This is a genomic window from Pseudomonas sp. 11/12A, assembly GCF_000800055.1.
GTDB classification, from domain to species: Bacteria; Pseudomonadota; Gammaproteobacteria; order Pseudomonadales; family Pseudomonadaceae; genus Aquipseudomonas; species Aquipseudomonas mohnii.
Genome location: NZ_JUGV01000001.1, coordinates 42,163 through 57,373, shown reverse-complemented (window position 1 = coordinate 57,373; position 15,211 = coordinate 42,163). Strand labels below are relative to the sequence as shown.

The following is a 15,211-nucleotide window of genomic DNA, read 5'->3' as shown; positions in this document are numbered from 1 at the left end:
TACAGAAAGGAAAGCCAATCGATGCCGCAGGTGGATCCAGAACTCTTCGATCGCGGCCAGTTCCAGGCTGAACTGGCCCTGAAGGCAAGCCCGATCGCGGCTTTCAAGAAGGCGATCCGCCAGGCCCGCGAGGTGCTCGACGGGCGCTTTCGCAGCGGCCGGGACATTCGCCGGTTGATCGAGGATCGTGCCTGGTTCGTCGATAACATCCTGCAAAAGGCCTGGGAACAGTTCGACTGGAGTGAAGACGCCGACATCGCACTGGTTGCAGTCGGCGGCTATGGTCGGGGCGAATTGCACCCCTACTCCGACATCGATCTGCTGATCCTGCTGGACAGCGCCGATCATGAAATTTTCCGTGACTCCATCGAGCGTTTTCTGACGCTGCTGTGGGACATCGGCCTGGAAGTCGGTCAGAGCGTTCGCTCGGTCGACGAATGTGCCCAGGAGGCCCGCGCCGACCTGACGATCATCACCAACCTGATGGAAAGCCGCACCATCGCCGGCCCCGAGCGCTTGCGCCAACGCATGCTCGACGTCACCAGCACCGCACACATGTGGCCGAGCAAGGATTTCTTCCTGGCCAAGCGGGCCGAACAGAAGGCCCGTCACCACAAGTACAACGACACCGAATACAACCTGGAACCCAACGTCAAAGGCTCGCCGGGCGGACTGCGGGATATTCAGACGATTCTGTGGGTGGCTCGTCGCGAGTACGGCACCCTGAACCTGCGCGCACTGGCCGGCGAAGGCTTCCTGGTCGAGAGCGAAAACGCCCTGCTGGCGTCTTCCCAGGAATTCCTGTGGAAGGTGCGTTACGCCCTGCACATGCTCGCCGGCCGCTCGGAAGACCGCCTGCTGTTCGATCACCAGCGCACCATTGCCAAGCTGCTGGGGTTCGAAGGCGACGATGCCAAGCAAGCCATCGAAAACTTCATGCAGCAGTATTACCGGGTGGTGATGAGCATTGCCCAGCTCAGCGACCTGATCATCCAGCACTTCGAGGAGGTCATCCTCGCACCGGATGATCAAGCGCCGCCGCAGCCGATCAACTCGCGATTCCAGCTCCACGATGGCTACATCGAGGCGCGCAACGACAACGTGTTCCGTCGCACCCCGTTTGCCATGCTGGAGATCTTCGTGCTGATGGCCCAGCAGCCGGAAATCAAGGGCGTGCGCGCCGACACCATTCGTCTGCTGCGCGAAAACCGTCACCTGATCGACGACGATTTCCGCAACGACATTCGCAACACCAGCCTGTTCATCGAGTTGTTCAAGTGCAAGATCGGCATCCATCGCAACCTGCGACGGATGAACCGTTACGGCATCCTCGGGCGTTATCTGCCGGAATTCGGCTTCATCGTCGGGCAGATGCAACACGACCTGTTTCATATTTATACGGTCGACGCCCACACGTTGAACCTGATCAAACACCTGCGTAAGTTGCAATACACGCAAGTGTCGGAAAAATTCCCGCTGGCCAGCAAGCTCATGGGCAAACTGCCCAAACCCGAGCTGATCTACCTGGCCGGGCTGTACCACGACATCGGCAAGGGCCGGCATGGCGATCACTCGGATATCGGCGCCGTGGATGCCGAAGCTTTTTGCCAGCGCCACCAACTCCCCCTGTGGGACAGTCGCCTGATCGTCTGGCTGGTGCAGAATCATCTGGTGATGTCGACCACCGCCCAGCGCAAGGACTTGTCCGACCCGCAGGTGATCCACGATTTCGCACAGATCGTCGGTGACGAAACCCGCCTCGACTACCTGTACGTGCTGACCGTCGCCGACATCAACGCCACCAACCCGACGCTGTGGAACTCCTGGCGCGCCAGCCTCCTGCGCCAGCTTTACACGGAAACCAAGCGCGCCCTTCGTCGCGGCCTGGAAAACCCGGTCGATCGCGAGGAGCAGATCCGCCAGACCCAGAGCGCCGCCCTGGATATTCTGGTGCGCGGCGGCACCGATCCGGACGACGTCGAGCAATTGTGGGCGCAATTAGGCGATGACTATTTCCTGCGCCACACCGCTGGCGACGTGGCCTGGCACAGCGATGCGATCCTCCAGCAGCCAGCCGATGGCGGGCCACTGGTGCTGATCAAGGAGACCACTCAGCGCGAGTTCGAGGGTGGCACGCAAATCTTCATCTACGCACCCGACCAGCACGACTTCTTCGCCGTGACCGTGGCCGCGATGGACCAGCTCAACCTGAACATCCATGACGCCCGGGTCATCACCTCCAGCAGCCAGTTCACCCTCGACACCTACATTGTGCTCGACGCGGATGGCGACTCGATCGGCGATAATCCGACACGGGTCAAGGAGATCCGCGAAGGCCTGACCGAAGCCCTGCGAAACCCGGCCGACTACCCGACCATCATCCAGCGCCGGGTACCGCGCCAGCTCAAGCATTTTGCCTTCGCGCCGCAGGTCACGATCCATAACGATGCACAGCGCCCGGTCACCGTACTTGAACTGACCGCGCCCGACCGCCCCGGCCTGCTGGCGCGAATCGGTACGATCTTCCTGGAGTTCGACCTGTCGCTGCAAAACGCCAAGATTGCGACCCTGGGCGAACGGGTGGAAGACGTCTTCTTCATCACCGACGCCCACAACCAGCCCTTGTCCGATCCGCAGCTGTGCAGCCGTTTACAGGATGCAATCGTCGAGCAGTTGAGCGTCAATCAGGAACCCGATATCAAACTGTCGCGTATCAGCATTTGAATAACAAATTTCCCGAATGGAGCCCGCCCCTGTAGGAGCTGGCTTGCCAGCGATGGACAAAAGGCGTCGCGTTTATCCTGTAGAAACGCGTCATCGTTAACGCCCATCGCTGGCAAGCCAGCGCCTGCAAAGGGTCGGCCAGCCGCCACACCGAACGAGATCTACCGATGAACAACGCTCTGACCCAGCTCCAGCCCTACCCTTTCGAAAAGCTCCGCGCCCTGCTCGGCAGCGTCACGCCAAACCCGGAAAAGCGCGCTATCGCGCTGTCCATCGGCGAGCCGAAACACCGCTCGCCAAGCTTTGTCGCCGAAGCGCTGGCAAGCAATCTGGATCAGATGGCCGTGTACCCGACCACTCTCGGCATCCCGGCCCTGCGCGAAGCCATTGCGGCATGGTGCGAACGTCGCTTCAACGTCCCGAACGGTTGGCTCGACCCGGCGCGCAACGTGCTGCCGGTCAATGGCACCCGTGAAGCGCTGTTCGCCTTCACCCAGACCGTGGTCAACCGTGGCGACGATGCGCTGGTGGTCAGCCCGAACCCGTTTTATCAGATCTACGAAGGCGCAGCGTTCCTCGCCGGTGCCAAGCCGCATTACCTGCCATGCCTGGATGAAAACGGTTTCAACCCGGACTTCGATGCCGTTTCACCGGACATCTGGAAACGCTGCCAGATCCTGTTCCTGTGCTCGCCAGGCAACCCGACCGGCGCGCTGATCCCGGTCGACACCCTGAAAAAACTGATCGCCCTGGCCGATGAATACGACTTCGTGATCGCTGCCGACGAGTGCTACAGCGAACTGTACTTCGACGAACAAACCCCGCCGGCCGGCCTGCTCAGTGCCTGCGTGGAACTGGGCCGCAAGGACTTCAAGCGTTGCGTGGTATTCCACAGCCTGTCCAAGCGCTCGAACCTGCCAGGCCTGCGTTCGGGTTTTGTCGCCGGTGATGCGGACATCCTCAAAGGCTTCCTGCTGTATCGCACCTACCACGGCTGCGCGATGCCAGTGCAAACCCAACTGGCCAGCGTCGCTGCGTGGAACGACGAAGTGCACGTGCGCGCCAACCGTGCCCTGTACCGCGAGAAGTATGACGCAGTGCTGGAAATCCTCAGCCCGGTCATGGACGTGCAGCGCCCGGATGGCGGTTTTTACCTGTGGCCGAATGTAGCCGGTGACGACGCTGCCTTCTGCCGCGACCTGTTCGAACAGGAGCACGTGACCGTGGTGCCGGGTTCTTACCTGTCGCGGGATGTCGATGGCGTCAACCCGGGCGCAGGCCGTGTGCGCATGGCACTGGTCGCACCACTGGCCGAATGCGTCGAAGCCGCGGAACGTATCCGTGACTTCGTCCAGCGTCGTAAATAGCACGCGTCCTCTGTAGGGGCGAACTTGCTCCTACAAGGGTTACTTGACCTGTCCGAGTTTCGCTTCACTCAGGTCCAGCTCACTCAACACCTCACGCAAGACGTCATCACCAATCTGGTGATGACGGCTGAGGCTATACAACTCCAGGCGTTGCGCCCGCAGCGCCTTCAAGCGCAGACGCCGCTCCAGCAAATCCATCTGAAACGCCAGCGCCTGGGCTTCAGCCGAATCGTTGTATACCTCCAGTTGATGCCGATATTCGGACATGATCCGCGCCTTGAGCTCTGCCGATAAGGCGGATTCAGCGGCGTCATGAGGGTTGACCTCTTCGACTTCGAGCGCATGAATAGCCGCCTCGGCGGTTTTGCGCCAGGCATCGCGCACTTCATTTCTACGCTTGTCGTCAGGGCTTTTTTCGATCCCGCGCAGCAGCAACGGCAAGGCAATGCAGGCCGCGATCAGCGACAACAGAATGACCCCGGCCGCGATGAAGATCAGCAGGTCACGCTCAGGGAACTCGCTGCGGCCCATGAGCATCGGCACCGACAGCACACCCGCCAATGTCACCGCGCCGCGAACGCCACCGACCGTCAGCAACCAACAGGAACGCGCGCTGGGCACCCGGGTGATCTGATCCGCGCCACGCCAGCGCCGCAGCAAAATGGACAGGCGCCAGATGCTCTGCACCCAGACAAACCGCAACACCAGCAGCACCAGGAAAATCGCCAGGACATCCAGACAACGGTAAAGCAACGTTGGCCATAGTGATGTTTCGTGGCTGGCCACGGCTTTGATGATGTCCGGTAACTGCAGACCCAACAGCAGGAAGATCAAGCCGTTGAAGGCAAACTCCAGCAAGGACCAGACGCTGCGATTGAGCAAGCGGGTATTGGTCTGGCGCGGAAGCAGGTCAAGCCAGCTCTGCATCATCCCCGCCGCCACCGCCGACAGAATGCCCGACACCCCCACCCGCTCGGCCAGCACGTAGGCGGCAAACGGCAACAGCAACATGAAAACCACATGCGTGGCCGGATCATCCCAACCGCGGGCGACCATCCATGAGCGCAAGCGGCCCACCAGCCAGCTCAATGCCACGCCCGTGGCCAGGCCTCCAATTGCCACCAGCACGAAAGTGACACTGGCATTGGCCAGCGAGAACACGCCTGTCACGGCGGCCACCAAGGCAAACTTGAAGGTCACCAGACCCGACGCATCGTTCATCAGCGCCTCGCCCTGCAGCATGTGCATCAATGGCGTCGGCAAGCGGTTCTGGGAGATCGCCGATACCGCCACGGCATCGGTCGGCGATAGCACCGCCGCCAGTGCAAACGCCACGGCCAGCGGAATGCTCGGCAACAACCAATGAATGAAATACCCCGCACCGACTACCGTGAACAACACCAGGCCCACCGCCAGCGTCAAAATCGGCCCACGCAAGCGCCAGAACTCACGCTTGGGCATGCGCCAGCCATCGGAAAACAACAGCGGTGGCAGGAACAGAAACAGAAACAGCTCAGGATCAAGGGTGACGTGCAGCCCGAGTGTCGGCCAGGCAAGCAAGGCACCGGCGCCAATCTGCACCAATGGCAACGGCAACGGGATCACCCGTCCGATCAGGCGTGAAACGCCGACCAACATCAGCATGATCAAGACGGTGTAGGCGGTTTGCATAACGCAGGGTTCCCGGACAAACGACAGCATTGAAGTGCCATATTAGCCGCTTAGACTGTGCACTGACCTTTGCACCAATGTCGCACGCGGTCCTGCAGGAACGAGCTCGCTCGCGAGGGTCGCCAACAATGGCGCTACCAAACTGACACCCCGTGGTGTTCTCGAGTTCATCGCGAGCGGGCTCGCTCCTACAGGGTTTCATGCAGGTGATAAAGACAAACCCGACCACAGCCGACGCGAAACCGTCCGGTCATGGCATAATCCCGAACCTTTTATTTCCGGCACCTGTAAAGGGGGCGATTCCTTGACCGTTTCAAGTAAAACGTTGCACCTTTTCGGCATCAAAGCCTGCGACACCATGAAAAAGGCGCGCACCTGGCTTGATGAACACGCTGTCAGCTATGACTTCCATGATTACAAGGCGGTCGGTATCGACCGTGAACACCTGACCCAATGGTGCAACGAGCACGGCTGGGAAGTGGTGTTGAACCGTGCAGGCACGACCTTTCGCAAGCTCGACGACGAACGCAAAGCCGATCTCGACCAGTCGAAAGCCATCGAGCTGATGCTCGCACAACCTTCGATGATCAAGCGCCCGGTGCTCGATCTCGGTGACCGAACCCTGATTGGCTTCAAGCCAGATATCTACGCGGCAGCACTCAAGTAGGCAGCCCGTTCCAATTTGCTAGAGGTATCAACATGTCCACTACCCCGTTCAGCCTGGCCTTTGGTGTCGGCACTCAAAACCGTCAAGGCGCATGGCTGGAAGTGTTTTACGCGCAGCCATTGCTTAATCCGTCCGCCGAACTGATCGCTGCCATCGCCCCGGTTCTGGGCTACACCGAAGGCAACCAGGCCATCGCCTTCACCACCGCACAGGCTTCGCAACTGGCTGAAGCGGTCAAAGGCGTCGACGCTGCCCAGGCCGCCCTGCTGACCCGTCTGGCCGAGAGCCACAAGCCGCTGGTTGCGACCATCCTGGCCGAAGACGCCCAACTGACTTCCACGCCTGAGGCTTACCTCAAGCTGCACCTGCTGTCCCATCGCCTGGTCAAGCCCCATGGCCTGAACCTGGCCGGTGTGTTCCCGCTGCTGCCAAACGTGGCGTGGACCAGCCAGGGTGCGATCGACCTGGCCGAACTGGCCGAGCATCAACTCGAAGCCCGCCTGCGCGGCGAGTTGCTGGAAGTGTTCTCGGTGGACAAGTTCCCGAAAATGACTGACTACGTCGTACCGGCCGGCGTGCGTATCGCTGACGCGGCACGTCTGCGCCTGGGCGCTTACGTTGGCGAAGGCACCACCGTCATGCACGAAGGTTTCGTCAACTTCAACGCCGGCACCGAAGGTCCGGGCATGATCGAAGGCCGTGTATCGGCTGGTGTATTCGTCGGCAAAGGCTCTGACCTGGGCGGCGGTTGCTCGACCATGGGCACCCTGTCCGGCGGCGGCAACATCGTGATCAAGGTGGGCGAAGGCTGCCTGATCGGCGCCAACGCCGGTATCGGCATCCCGTTGGGCGACCGCAACACCGTTGAATCGGGCCTGTACGTGACCGCTGGCACCAAAGTGGCGCTGCTGGACGAGAAAAACCAGCTGGTCAAAGTGGTCAAGGCCCGTGAACTGGCGGGTCAGCCTGACCTGCTGTTCCGCCGCAATTCGGAAACCGGTGCCGTGGAGTGCAAAACCCACAAATCGGCGATCGAACTGAACGAAGCGCTGCACGCTCACAACTAAGCGTCATACAAGTTCACCTGTAGGAGCGAGCCTGCTCGCGATGGACGTCAACGATAACGCGGGGCATCAGATAGCCCGTGTCGTCCACGCGATCATCGCGAGCAGGCTCGCTCCTACAGGAGTCTGGCGTACACCCGCCCAAGTTCACCAGGGCTCAAAAGCATGATGATTCCCTCTCCCTGGCGCGCCGACTTTCCGGCCATCGCCGCGCTGCAACGGCAAGACCAGACCTATCTGGACAGCGCCGCCACCACGCAAAAACCTCAAGCCCTGCTCGATGCCCTCACGCATTACTACGCCAACGGCGCGGCCAACGTGCATCGGGCGCAACACCTGCCGGGCGCCCACGCCACCCAGGCCTTCGAGGACAGCCGCAGCAAAGTCGCCCAGTGGCTCAATGCCGGGGACCGCGGGCAAATTATCTTCACCCACGGCGCGACGTCTGCGCTGAATCTCCTGGCCTATGGCCTGGAACACCTATTCAATCCGGGCGATGAAATGGTCATCAGCGCCCTGGAGCATCACGCCAACCTGCTGCCATGGCAGCAACTGGCCAAGCGTCGCGCATTGAAACTGGTGATCCTGCCGCTGAACGGAGACGGCCTGATCGACCTCGAAGCCGCGGCGCAATTGATCGGCCCGCGCACTCGCCTGATGGCGGTCAGCCAGTTGTCCAACGTGCTCGGCGCCTGGCAACCATTGCCCGCACTCTTGGCGATGGCCAAGGCGCACAACGCCCTGACCGTGATCGACGGTGCCCAAGGCGTGGTCCATGGTCGACATGACGTCCAGGCACTGGGTTGCGACTTCTATGTGTTTTCCAGCCACAAGCTCTATGGCCCTGATGGCCTGGGCGTGCTGTTCGGGCGCAATGAAGCCCTGCAACAGCTTCAGCCCTGGCAGTTCGGCGGCGAGATGGTGTTGGACGCCAACTACCACGACGCACGCTTTCGCCCTGCACCGCTGGGATTCGAGGCGGGCACACCGCCGATTGCCAGTGTGATCGGCCTGGGCGCGACCCTGGATTATCTCGCCGGGCTCGATCAGGACGCCGTATCCGCCCATGAAGCGGCACTGCATGACTATCTGCTCAAAGGCCTTGAGGCGCGCAACGGCATTCACCTGCTGGGCAAGCCGCAAGTGGCATTGGCCAGTTTCACCGTCCAGGGTGTGCATAACTCCGATCTGGCCCATTTGCTGACCGAGCAAGGCATCGCCGTTCGCGCCGGTCATCATTGCGCCATGCCGTTGCTGAAAAGCCTTCAACTGGCCGGAGCGATTCGGGTGTCGCTGGCGCTGTATAACGATTCCGAAGATCTGGAGCGGTTCTTTGAAGCACTGGACCAGGCACTGGAGTTGCTGCGATGAGTTTGCCCGTCGATGCCGTGACCGCCCTGCACGCCTTTCAGAATGCGCCCGGCTGGGAACAACGGGCACGCCTGTTGATGCAATGGGGCGAACGCCTGCCAGCGTTGAGCGATGAGGATAAAGTCGACGCCAACCGCGTGCACGGCTGTGAAAGCCAGGTATGGCTGGTGGGCGAGTTGCGCGACGGCCATTGGCAGTTCAGTGCCAACAGCGATGCGCGGTTGATTCGCGGATTGGTGGCGCTGCTGCTGGCACGGGTCAACGGCTTGTCGGCGGTTGAATTGCAACAGGTGGACTTGCCGGACTGGTTCAATCAGTTGGGCTTGAGTCGCCAGCTTTCCCCCTCGCGCAGCAATGGCTTGAATGCAGTTTTACAGCGCATGCGTGACTTGGCAGGTTAATAGCCATCGCGAGCTGGCTCGCTCCCACCGGGGATTTGTATTCGACGCCTATCCAATGTGGGAGCGAGCCTGCTCGCGATGAGGCCATCAGCAACAACCATCAAACCTCAGGTTTGACCCGATCCGCCGGCCGCCGCACGCCCGCCACAATCTTGTCCACAGCCTTGGTCGCCGCGACCATGCCGAACGTCGCCGTCACCATCATCACCGCGCCAAACCCGCCGGCACAGTCGAGCTTCACGCCGTCGCCGACAAAACTCTTCTGCAGGCAGATGCTGCCGTCCGGTTTCGGGTAGCGCAGCTGCTCGGTGGAAAAAACGCAGGGGACGCTGTAATGGCGGGTCACGGTGCGCGAGAAGCCATAGTCGCGACGCAGGGTCGAGCGCACTTTCGAAGCCAATGGGTCATTGAAGGTGCGGTTGAGGTCGCAGACCTGGATCAGTGTCGGATCAATCTGCCCGCCCGCGCCGCCGGTGGTGATGATCTGGATCTTGCGGCGCTTGCACCAGGCGATCAGCGCCGCCTTCGCATTGACGCTGTCGATGCAGTCGATCACGCAGTCGATGTTCGGCGTGATGTACTCGGCCATGGTCTCGCGGGTCACGAAATCCGCCACCGCGTGCACGGTGCAGTCCGGGTTGATCCCGCGCAGGCGCTCGGCCATCACTTCGACCTTGGGCTTGCCGACGGTGCTGTCCAGCGCATGCAACTGACGGTTGGCATTGCTGACGCAGACGTCATCCAGGTCAAACAGCGAAATCTCGCCCACGCCGCAGCGCGCCATGGCTTCCGCCGCCCAGGAACCTACGCCACCGACGCCGACGATCGCCACATGGGCCGCGCGCAGGCGCTCAAGGCCTTCGATGCCATACAAACGGGCAATACCAGCAAACCGCGGATCTTCTGTACTCATGACCATTACCCCAAAAACCGGCGCGCATTATAGAGGGTGTCCGGCCTTCTAATAAGATTTAACTTTCAAGCTACAAGTGTAAGAACTTATGTGAAAGCACATTGCCCAATGTCGGGCATTTCCCTGTCCGATGTACGTTCAGCGATCTGCCGGTGTAGGATGCGCGCCCCTTGGCGGTAGCCAACCGTTCCTTCGTTCCACAGCCTTTGGAACCCGAAATAGCTATGTCATCGCGTAAATTTGGACTCAATCTGGTGGTGGTGCTCGCCATCGCTGCCTTGTTTACCGGCTTCTGGGCGCTGATCAATCGCCCGGTCACCGCTCCCAACTGGCCTGAACAGATTTCAGGCTTCTCCTATTCGCCGTTCCAGCAGGGCCAATTCCCACAGAAGGACCAGTACCCCACTGACGACCAAATGCGGCGTGATCTGGAGATCATGAGCAAGCTGACGGACAACATCCGTATTTACTCGGTCGACGGCACGCTGGAGGACATCCCCAAGCTCGCGGAAGAATTCGGCCTGCGGGTGACCCTGGGGATCTGGATCAGCCCGGACCAGGAGCGCAACGAGCGAGAAATCGCCCGGGCTATCGAACTGGCCAACACCTCGCGCAGCGTCGTACGCGTGGTTGTAGGCAACGAGGCGATTTTCCGTAAGGAAATTACCGCACAGGAACTCAGCGTAATGCTGGACCGCGTTCGCGCCGCCGTGAAGGTGCCGGTCACCACGTCCGAGCAGTGGCACGTCTGGGAAGAACACCCCGAACTGGCCAAGCACGTCGACCTGATCGCCGCCCACGTTCTTCCTTATTGGGAATTTATCCCGGTGGACAAGGCCCAGCAATTCGTTCTGGACCGCGCCCGCGACCTGAAAAAGCTGTTCCCGAAAAAGCCGCTGCTGCTGTCTGAAGTGGGCTGGCCGAGCAACGGCCGCATGCGCGGCGGCGCCGACGCGTCGCCGGCAGACCAGGCGATCTACTTGCGTAACCTGGTCAACAAACTCAACCGCCAAGGCTTTAACTACTTCGTGATCGAGGCCTTTGACCAGCCTTGGAAGGCCAGCGACGAAGGTTCGGTGGGAGCGTATTGGGGCGTGTTCAACGCCGCGCGCCAGCAGAAATTCAACTTCGAAGGCCCGGTCGTCGCCATTCCGCAATGGCGCGTACTGGCCATCGGCTCGGTGGTGCTGGCACTGCTGTCGCTGACCCTGCTGATGATCGACGGCTCGGCCCTGCGCCAACGCGGCCGTACCTTCCTGACGTTCATCGCGTTCCTCTGCGGTTCGGTGCTGGTGTGGATCGGTTATGACTACAGCCAGCAATACAGCACCTGGTTCAGCCTGACGGTGGGCTTCCTGCTTGCCCTCGGTGCGCTCGGGGTGTTCATCGTGCTGCTCACCGAGGCCCATGAACTGGCCGAGGCGGTGTGGATTCACAAGCGCCGCCGGGAATTCCTGCCGGTGGTCGGTGATTCGAACTACCGCCCCAAAGTGTCGATTCACGTGCCGTGCTACAACGAGCCGCCCGAGATGGTCAAACAGACCCTCGATGCCCTGGCCAACCTCGATTATCCGGACTTCGAAGTCCTGATCATCGACAACAACACCAAGGACCCGGCGGTCTGGGAACCGGTGCGCGACTACTGCGAAACCCTCGGCCCGCGCTTCAAGTTCTTCCATGTCGCGCCATTGGCCGGTTTCAAGGGCGGCGCGCTGAATTACCTGATTCCGCATACCGCCAAGGACGCCGAAGTCATCGCGGTCATCGACTCCGACTACTGCGTGCACCCGAACTGGCTAAAGCACATGGTGCCGCACTTCGCCGATCCGAAAATCGCCGTGGTGCAATCGCCGCAGGACTATCGCGACCAGAACGAAAGCACCTTCAAGAAGCTCTGCTACGCGGAATACAAAGGCTTCTTCCACATCGGTATGGTCACCCGCAACGACCGTGATGCGATCATCCAGCACGGCACCATGACCATGACCCGTCGCTCGGTGCTCGAAGAACTGGGCTGGGCCGACTGGTGCATCTGTGAGGACGCCGAGCTGGGTCTGCGGGTGTTCGAAAAAGGTTTGTCGGCGGCGTACTACCACGACAGTTACGGCAAGGGCCTGATGCCCGATACCTTTATCGACTTCAAGAAACAGCGGTTCCGCTGGGCCTACGGTGCCATTCAGATCATTAAGCGCCACACCGCCAGCCTGCTGCGCGGCAAGGACACCGAACTGACCCGTGGCCAGCGTTACCACTTCCTCGCGGGCTGGTTGCCGTGGGTGGCGGACGGCATGAACATCTTCTTCACCGTCGGTGCACTGCTGTGGTCGGCGGCGATGATCATCGTGCCGCAACGGGTCGATCCGCCACTGCTGATCTTCGCAATCCCGCCTCTGGCACTGTTCGTGTTCAAGGTTGGCAAGATCATCTTCCTCTACCGCCGCGCGGTGGGCGTGAACCTGAAAGACGCGTTCTGCGCGGCCCTGGCCGGGCTGGCGTTGTCGCACACCATCGCCAAAGCGGTGCTGTACGGCTTCTTCACCAGCAGCATTCCGTTCTTCCGCACCCCGAAGAATGCCGATAACCACGGTTTCTGGGTGGCGATTTCGGAGGCTCGCGAAGAGGTGTTCATCATGCTCTTGCTATGGGGCGCGGCGCTGGGGATCTTCCTGGTCAACGGCATGCCGAGCAATGACATGCGCTTCTGGGTCACCATGTTGCTGGTGCAATCGCTGCCCTACCTGGCGGCGCTGATCATGGCGTTCCTGTCGTCACTGCCCAAACCCGTGGCCGAGACGGCAACGGCACCTGCGGTCTAAATCTTCGCGGATGCACTAAACGGCGGCCTATGGTCGCCGTTTTGCTTTAAGATAACCGCCATTTTGCAGGGCTTGGCTGAAGGGCCAGACCCAATACCTGTAGGAGCGAGCCTGCTCGCGAGAAACGCAAGGGCAACGCGGTCATTCAGATCGCACGCGTTACCGTTATCGTCCATCGCGAGCAAGCTCGCTCCTACACATTTACAGAATCCGGAGTTTTCACATGACGGCCCACGCCGACCTTTCGCCGACCCTTCAACTCGCCATCGACCTGATCCGCCGTCCATCCGTGACGCCGGTCGACGCCGATTGCCAGAAGCAGATGATGCAGCGCCTGGGCGATTCCGGTTTTGCGCTCGAGCCGATGCGCATCGAGGATGTGGATAACTTCTGGGCCACCCACGGTCAACACGACGGTCCCGTACTGTGCTTCGCCGGTCACACCGACGTCGTACCGACCGGCCCGGTGACCGCCTGGCAGATCGAACCGTTCAACGCAGTGATCGACGAACACGGCATGCTCTGCGGCCGTGGCGCGGCGGACATGAAGGGCAGCCTCGCCGCCATGACCGTAGCCGCCGAACGCTTTGTCGCCGACTACCCGGATCACAAGGGCAAGGTCGCGTTCCTGATCACCAGCGACGAAGAAGGCCCGGCGCACCACGGCACCAAAGCCGTGGTCGAGCGCCTGGCGGCGCGCAAGGAGCGTCTGGACTGGTGCATCGTCGGCGAGCCGTCGAGCACCACCCTGGTCGGTGACGTGGTCAAGAACGGCCGTCGTGGCTCCCTCGGCGCCAAGCTGACCGTCCGCGGCCTGCAGGGCCACGTCGCCTATCCGCATCTGGCGAAGAACCCGATCCACCTCGCTGCCCCGGCCCTGGCCGAACTGGCCGCCGAGCACTGGGACCACGGCAACGACTTCTTCCCGCCGACCAGTTTCCAGATTTCCAACGTCAACTCCGGCACCGGTGCGACCAACGTCATCCCGGGCGATCTGGTCGCGGTGTTCAACTTCCGCTTCTCCACCGAATCCACCGTCGAAGGCCTGCAGAAGCGCGTTGCCGACATCCTCGACAAACATGGCCTGGACTGGCACATCGACTGGGCGCTGTCCGGCTTGCCATTCCTCACCGAACCGGGCGCGCTGCTCGACGCCGTTTCGTCCAGCATCAAGGACATCACCGGTCGCGAGACCAAGGCGTCCACCAGCGGCGGCACCTCCGACGGGCGCTTCATCGCCACCATGGGCACGCAAGTGGTTGAGCTGGGGCCGGTCAACGCGACCATCCACCAGGTCAACGAGCGGGTGCTGGCGGCTGATCTCGACGTGCTGACCGAAATCTATTACCAGACCCTGATCAAGTTGCTCGCCTGATGCTGGCCTGCCCGATTTGCAGCGAACCGCTCAACGCGGTGGACAACGGCGTGGCCTGCCCCGCCGGGCATCGTTTTGACCGCGCACGCCAGGGTTACTTGAACCTGCTGCCGGTGCAGCACAAGAACAGCCGCGATCCTGGGGATAACCAGGCAATGGTTGAAGCCCGCCGCGACTTTCTGAACGCTGGCCACTACGCGCCCGTGGCCAGGCGCCTGGCGGAGCTGGCGGCCAGTTATGCGCCGCAGCGCTGGCTGGACATCGGTTGTGGCGAGGGTTACTACACCGCGCAAATCGCCGATGCCTTGCCGGACGCCGACGGTTACGCGCTGGACATTTCCCGGGAAGCGGTCAAACGCGCCTGCAAACGCAATCCGCAGCTGACCTGGTTGATCGCCAGCATGGCCCGCGTACCCTTGGCCTCCGGCAGTTGCCAGTTTCTGGCCAGTGTCTTCAGCCCGCTGGACTGGCAGGAGGCCAAACGCCTGCTCAGCCCTGGTGGTGGACTGATGAAAGTCGGACCGACCAGCGGACACCTGATGGAATTGCGTGAGCGGCTGTATGACGAAGTCCGCGAATACATTGACGACAAACATCTGGACCTGGTGCCTGAAGGCATGGCGCTGGCGCACAGTGAAACCCTGGAGTTCCGGCTGACGCTAACCAGCGGCCAGGACCGCGCGAACCTGCTGGCCATGACGCCCCATGGTTGGCGCGCCAGCGCTGAACGTCGGGCCGCGGTCATCGAACAGGCCGAGCCGTTCGAGGTCACCGTGTCAATGCGCTACGATTATTTCGTTCTTCAATAACTTCAAACATTTTTGGTCTTGGGCAACGGCTCA

At 61.3% G+C, this 15,211-nt stretch carries 11 protein-coding genes; 9 read left to right on the top strand and 2 right to left on the bottom strand.

The features are described from left to right. Positions 1-21 precede the first annotated feature (21 nt). Positions 22-2,724 (top strand): [protein-PII] uridylyltransferase, encoded by a 2,703-nt coding sequence (locus GQ39_RS00250; protein ID WP_047526296.1) that lies wholly within the window; start codon positions 22-24, stop codon positions 2,722-2,724. A gap of 167 nt (positions 2,725-2,891) precedes the next feature. Further along, positions 2,892-4,091: a succinyldiaminopimelate transaminase gene (gene dapC, locus GQ39_RS00245; RefSeq protein ID WP_047526295.1), complete on the top strand. Its 1,200-nt coding sequence runs from the start codon at positions 2,892-2,894 to the stop codon at positions 4,089-4,091. A gap of 39 nt (positions 4,092-4,130) precedes the next feature. Here dapC and GQ39_RS00240 read toward each other — a convergent pair whose 3' ends face one another. Continuing rightward, positions 4,131-5,762 carry a Na+/H+ antiporter gene (locus GQ39_RS00240; RefSeq protein ID WP_047526293.1) on the bottom strand — a complete coding sequence of 544 codons (1,632 nt, stop codon included), beginning with the start codon at positions 5,760-5,762 and terminating at the stop codon, positions 4,131-4,133. A gap of 304 nt (positions 5,763-6,066) precedes the next feature. Here GQ39_RS00240 and GQ39_RS00235 point away from each other — a divergent pair, with 304 nt between their 5' ends. The 4 genes from GQ39_RS00235 to GQ39_RS00220 all read left to right on the top strand — a co-directional run bounded on the left by GQ39_RS00235 (position 6,067) and on the right by GQ39_RS00220 (position 9,265). Next, entirely contained in the window at positions 6,067-6,429 is a 363-nt protein-coding gene (locus tag GQ39_RS00235; RefSeq protein WP_008057297.1) for an ArsC family reductase, read from the top strand. Positions 6,430-6,461: 32 nt separating this feature from the next. Next, the gene (dapD, locus tag GQ39_RS00230) at positions 6,462-7,496 is read left to right on the top strand and encodes a 2,3,4,5-tetrahydropyridine-2,6-dicarboxylate N-succinyltransferase (RefSeq protein WP_047526289.1); all 1,035 of its coding nucleotides are present in this window, start codon (positions 6,462-6,464) and stop codon (positions 7,494-7,496) included. A gap of 162 nt (positions 7,497-7,658) precedes the next feature. Then, on the top strand, positions 7,659-8,864 hold the full coding sequence (locus GQ39_RS00225; RefSeq protein ID WP_047526287.1) for an aminotransferase class V-fold PLP-dependent enzyme: 1,206 nt from the start codon (positions 7,659-7,661) through the stop codon (positions 8,862-8,864). Continuing rightward, the gene (locus GQ39_RS00220) at positions 8,861-9,265 is read left to right on the top strand and encodes a SufE family protein (RefSeq protein ID WP_047526286.1); all 405 of its coding nucleotides are present in this window, start codon (positions 8,861-8,863) and stop codon (positions 9,263-9,265) included. Before GQ39_RS00225 ends, GQ39_RS00220 begins: the two co-directional genes overlap by 4 nt. Positions 9,266-9,365: 100 nt before the next feature. Here GQ39_RS00220 and tcdA read toward each other — a convergent pair whose 3' ends face one another. After that, complete coding sequence (gene tcdA, locus GQ39_RS00215; RefSeq protein ID WP_161793914.1) at positions 9,366-10,178, bottom strand: tRNA cyclic N6-threonylcarbamoyladenosine(37) synthase TcdA; 813 nt, start codon at positions 10,176-10,178, stop codon at positions 9,366-9,368. A gap of 224 nt (positions 10,179-10,402) precedes the next feature. Here tcdA and GQ39_RS00210 point away from each other — a divergent pair, with 224 nt between their 5' ends. From GQ39_RS00210 to GQ39_RS00200, 3 genes are all read left to right on the top strand, one after another. After that, the gene (locus GQ39_RS00210) at positions 10,403-12,994 is read left to right on the top strand and encodes a glycosyltransferase (RefSeq protein WP_047526282.1); all 2,592 of its coding nucleotides are present in this window, start codon (positions 10,403-10,405) and stop codon (positions 12,992-12,994) included. A gap of 223 nt (positions 12,995-13,217) precedes the next feature. Further along, the gene (gene dapE, locus GQ39_RS00205) at positions 13,218-14,369 is read left to right on the top strand and encodes a succinyl-diaminopimelate desuccinylase (protein WP_047526281.1); all 1,152 of its coding nucleotides are present in this window, start codon (positions 13,218-13,220) and stop codon (positions 14,367-14,369) included. After that, positions 14,369-15,178, top strand: a complete 810-nt coding sequence (locus tag GQ39_RS00200; RefSeq protein ID WP_047526280.1) for a putative RNA methyltransferase — start codon at positions 14,369-14,371, stop codon at positions 15,176-15,178. Before dapE ends, GQ39_RS00200 begins: the two co-directional genes overlap by 1 nt. Positions 15,179-15,211 lie beyond the last annotated feature (33 nt).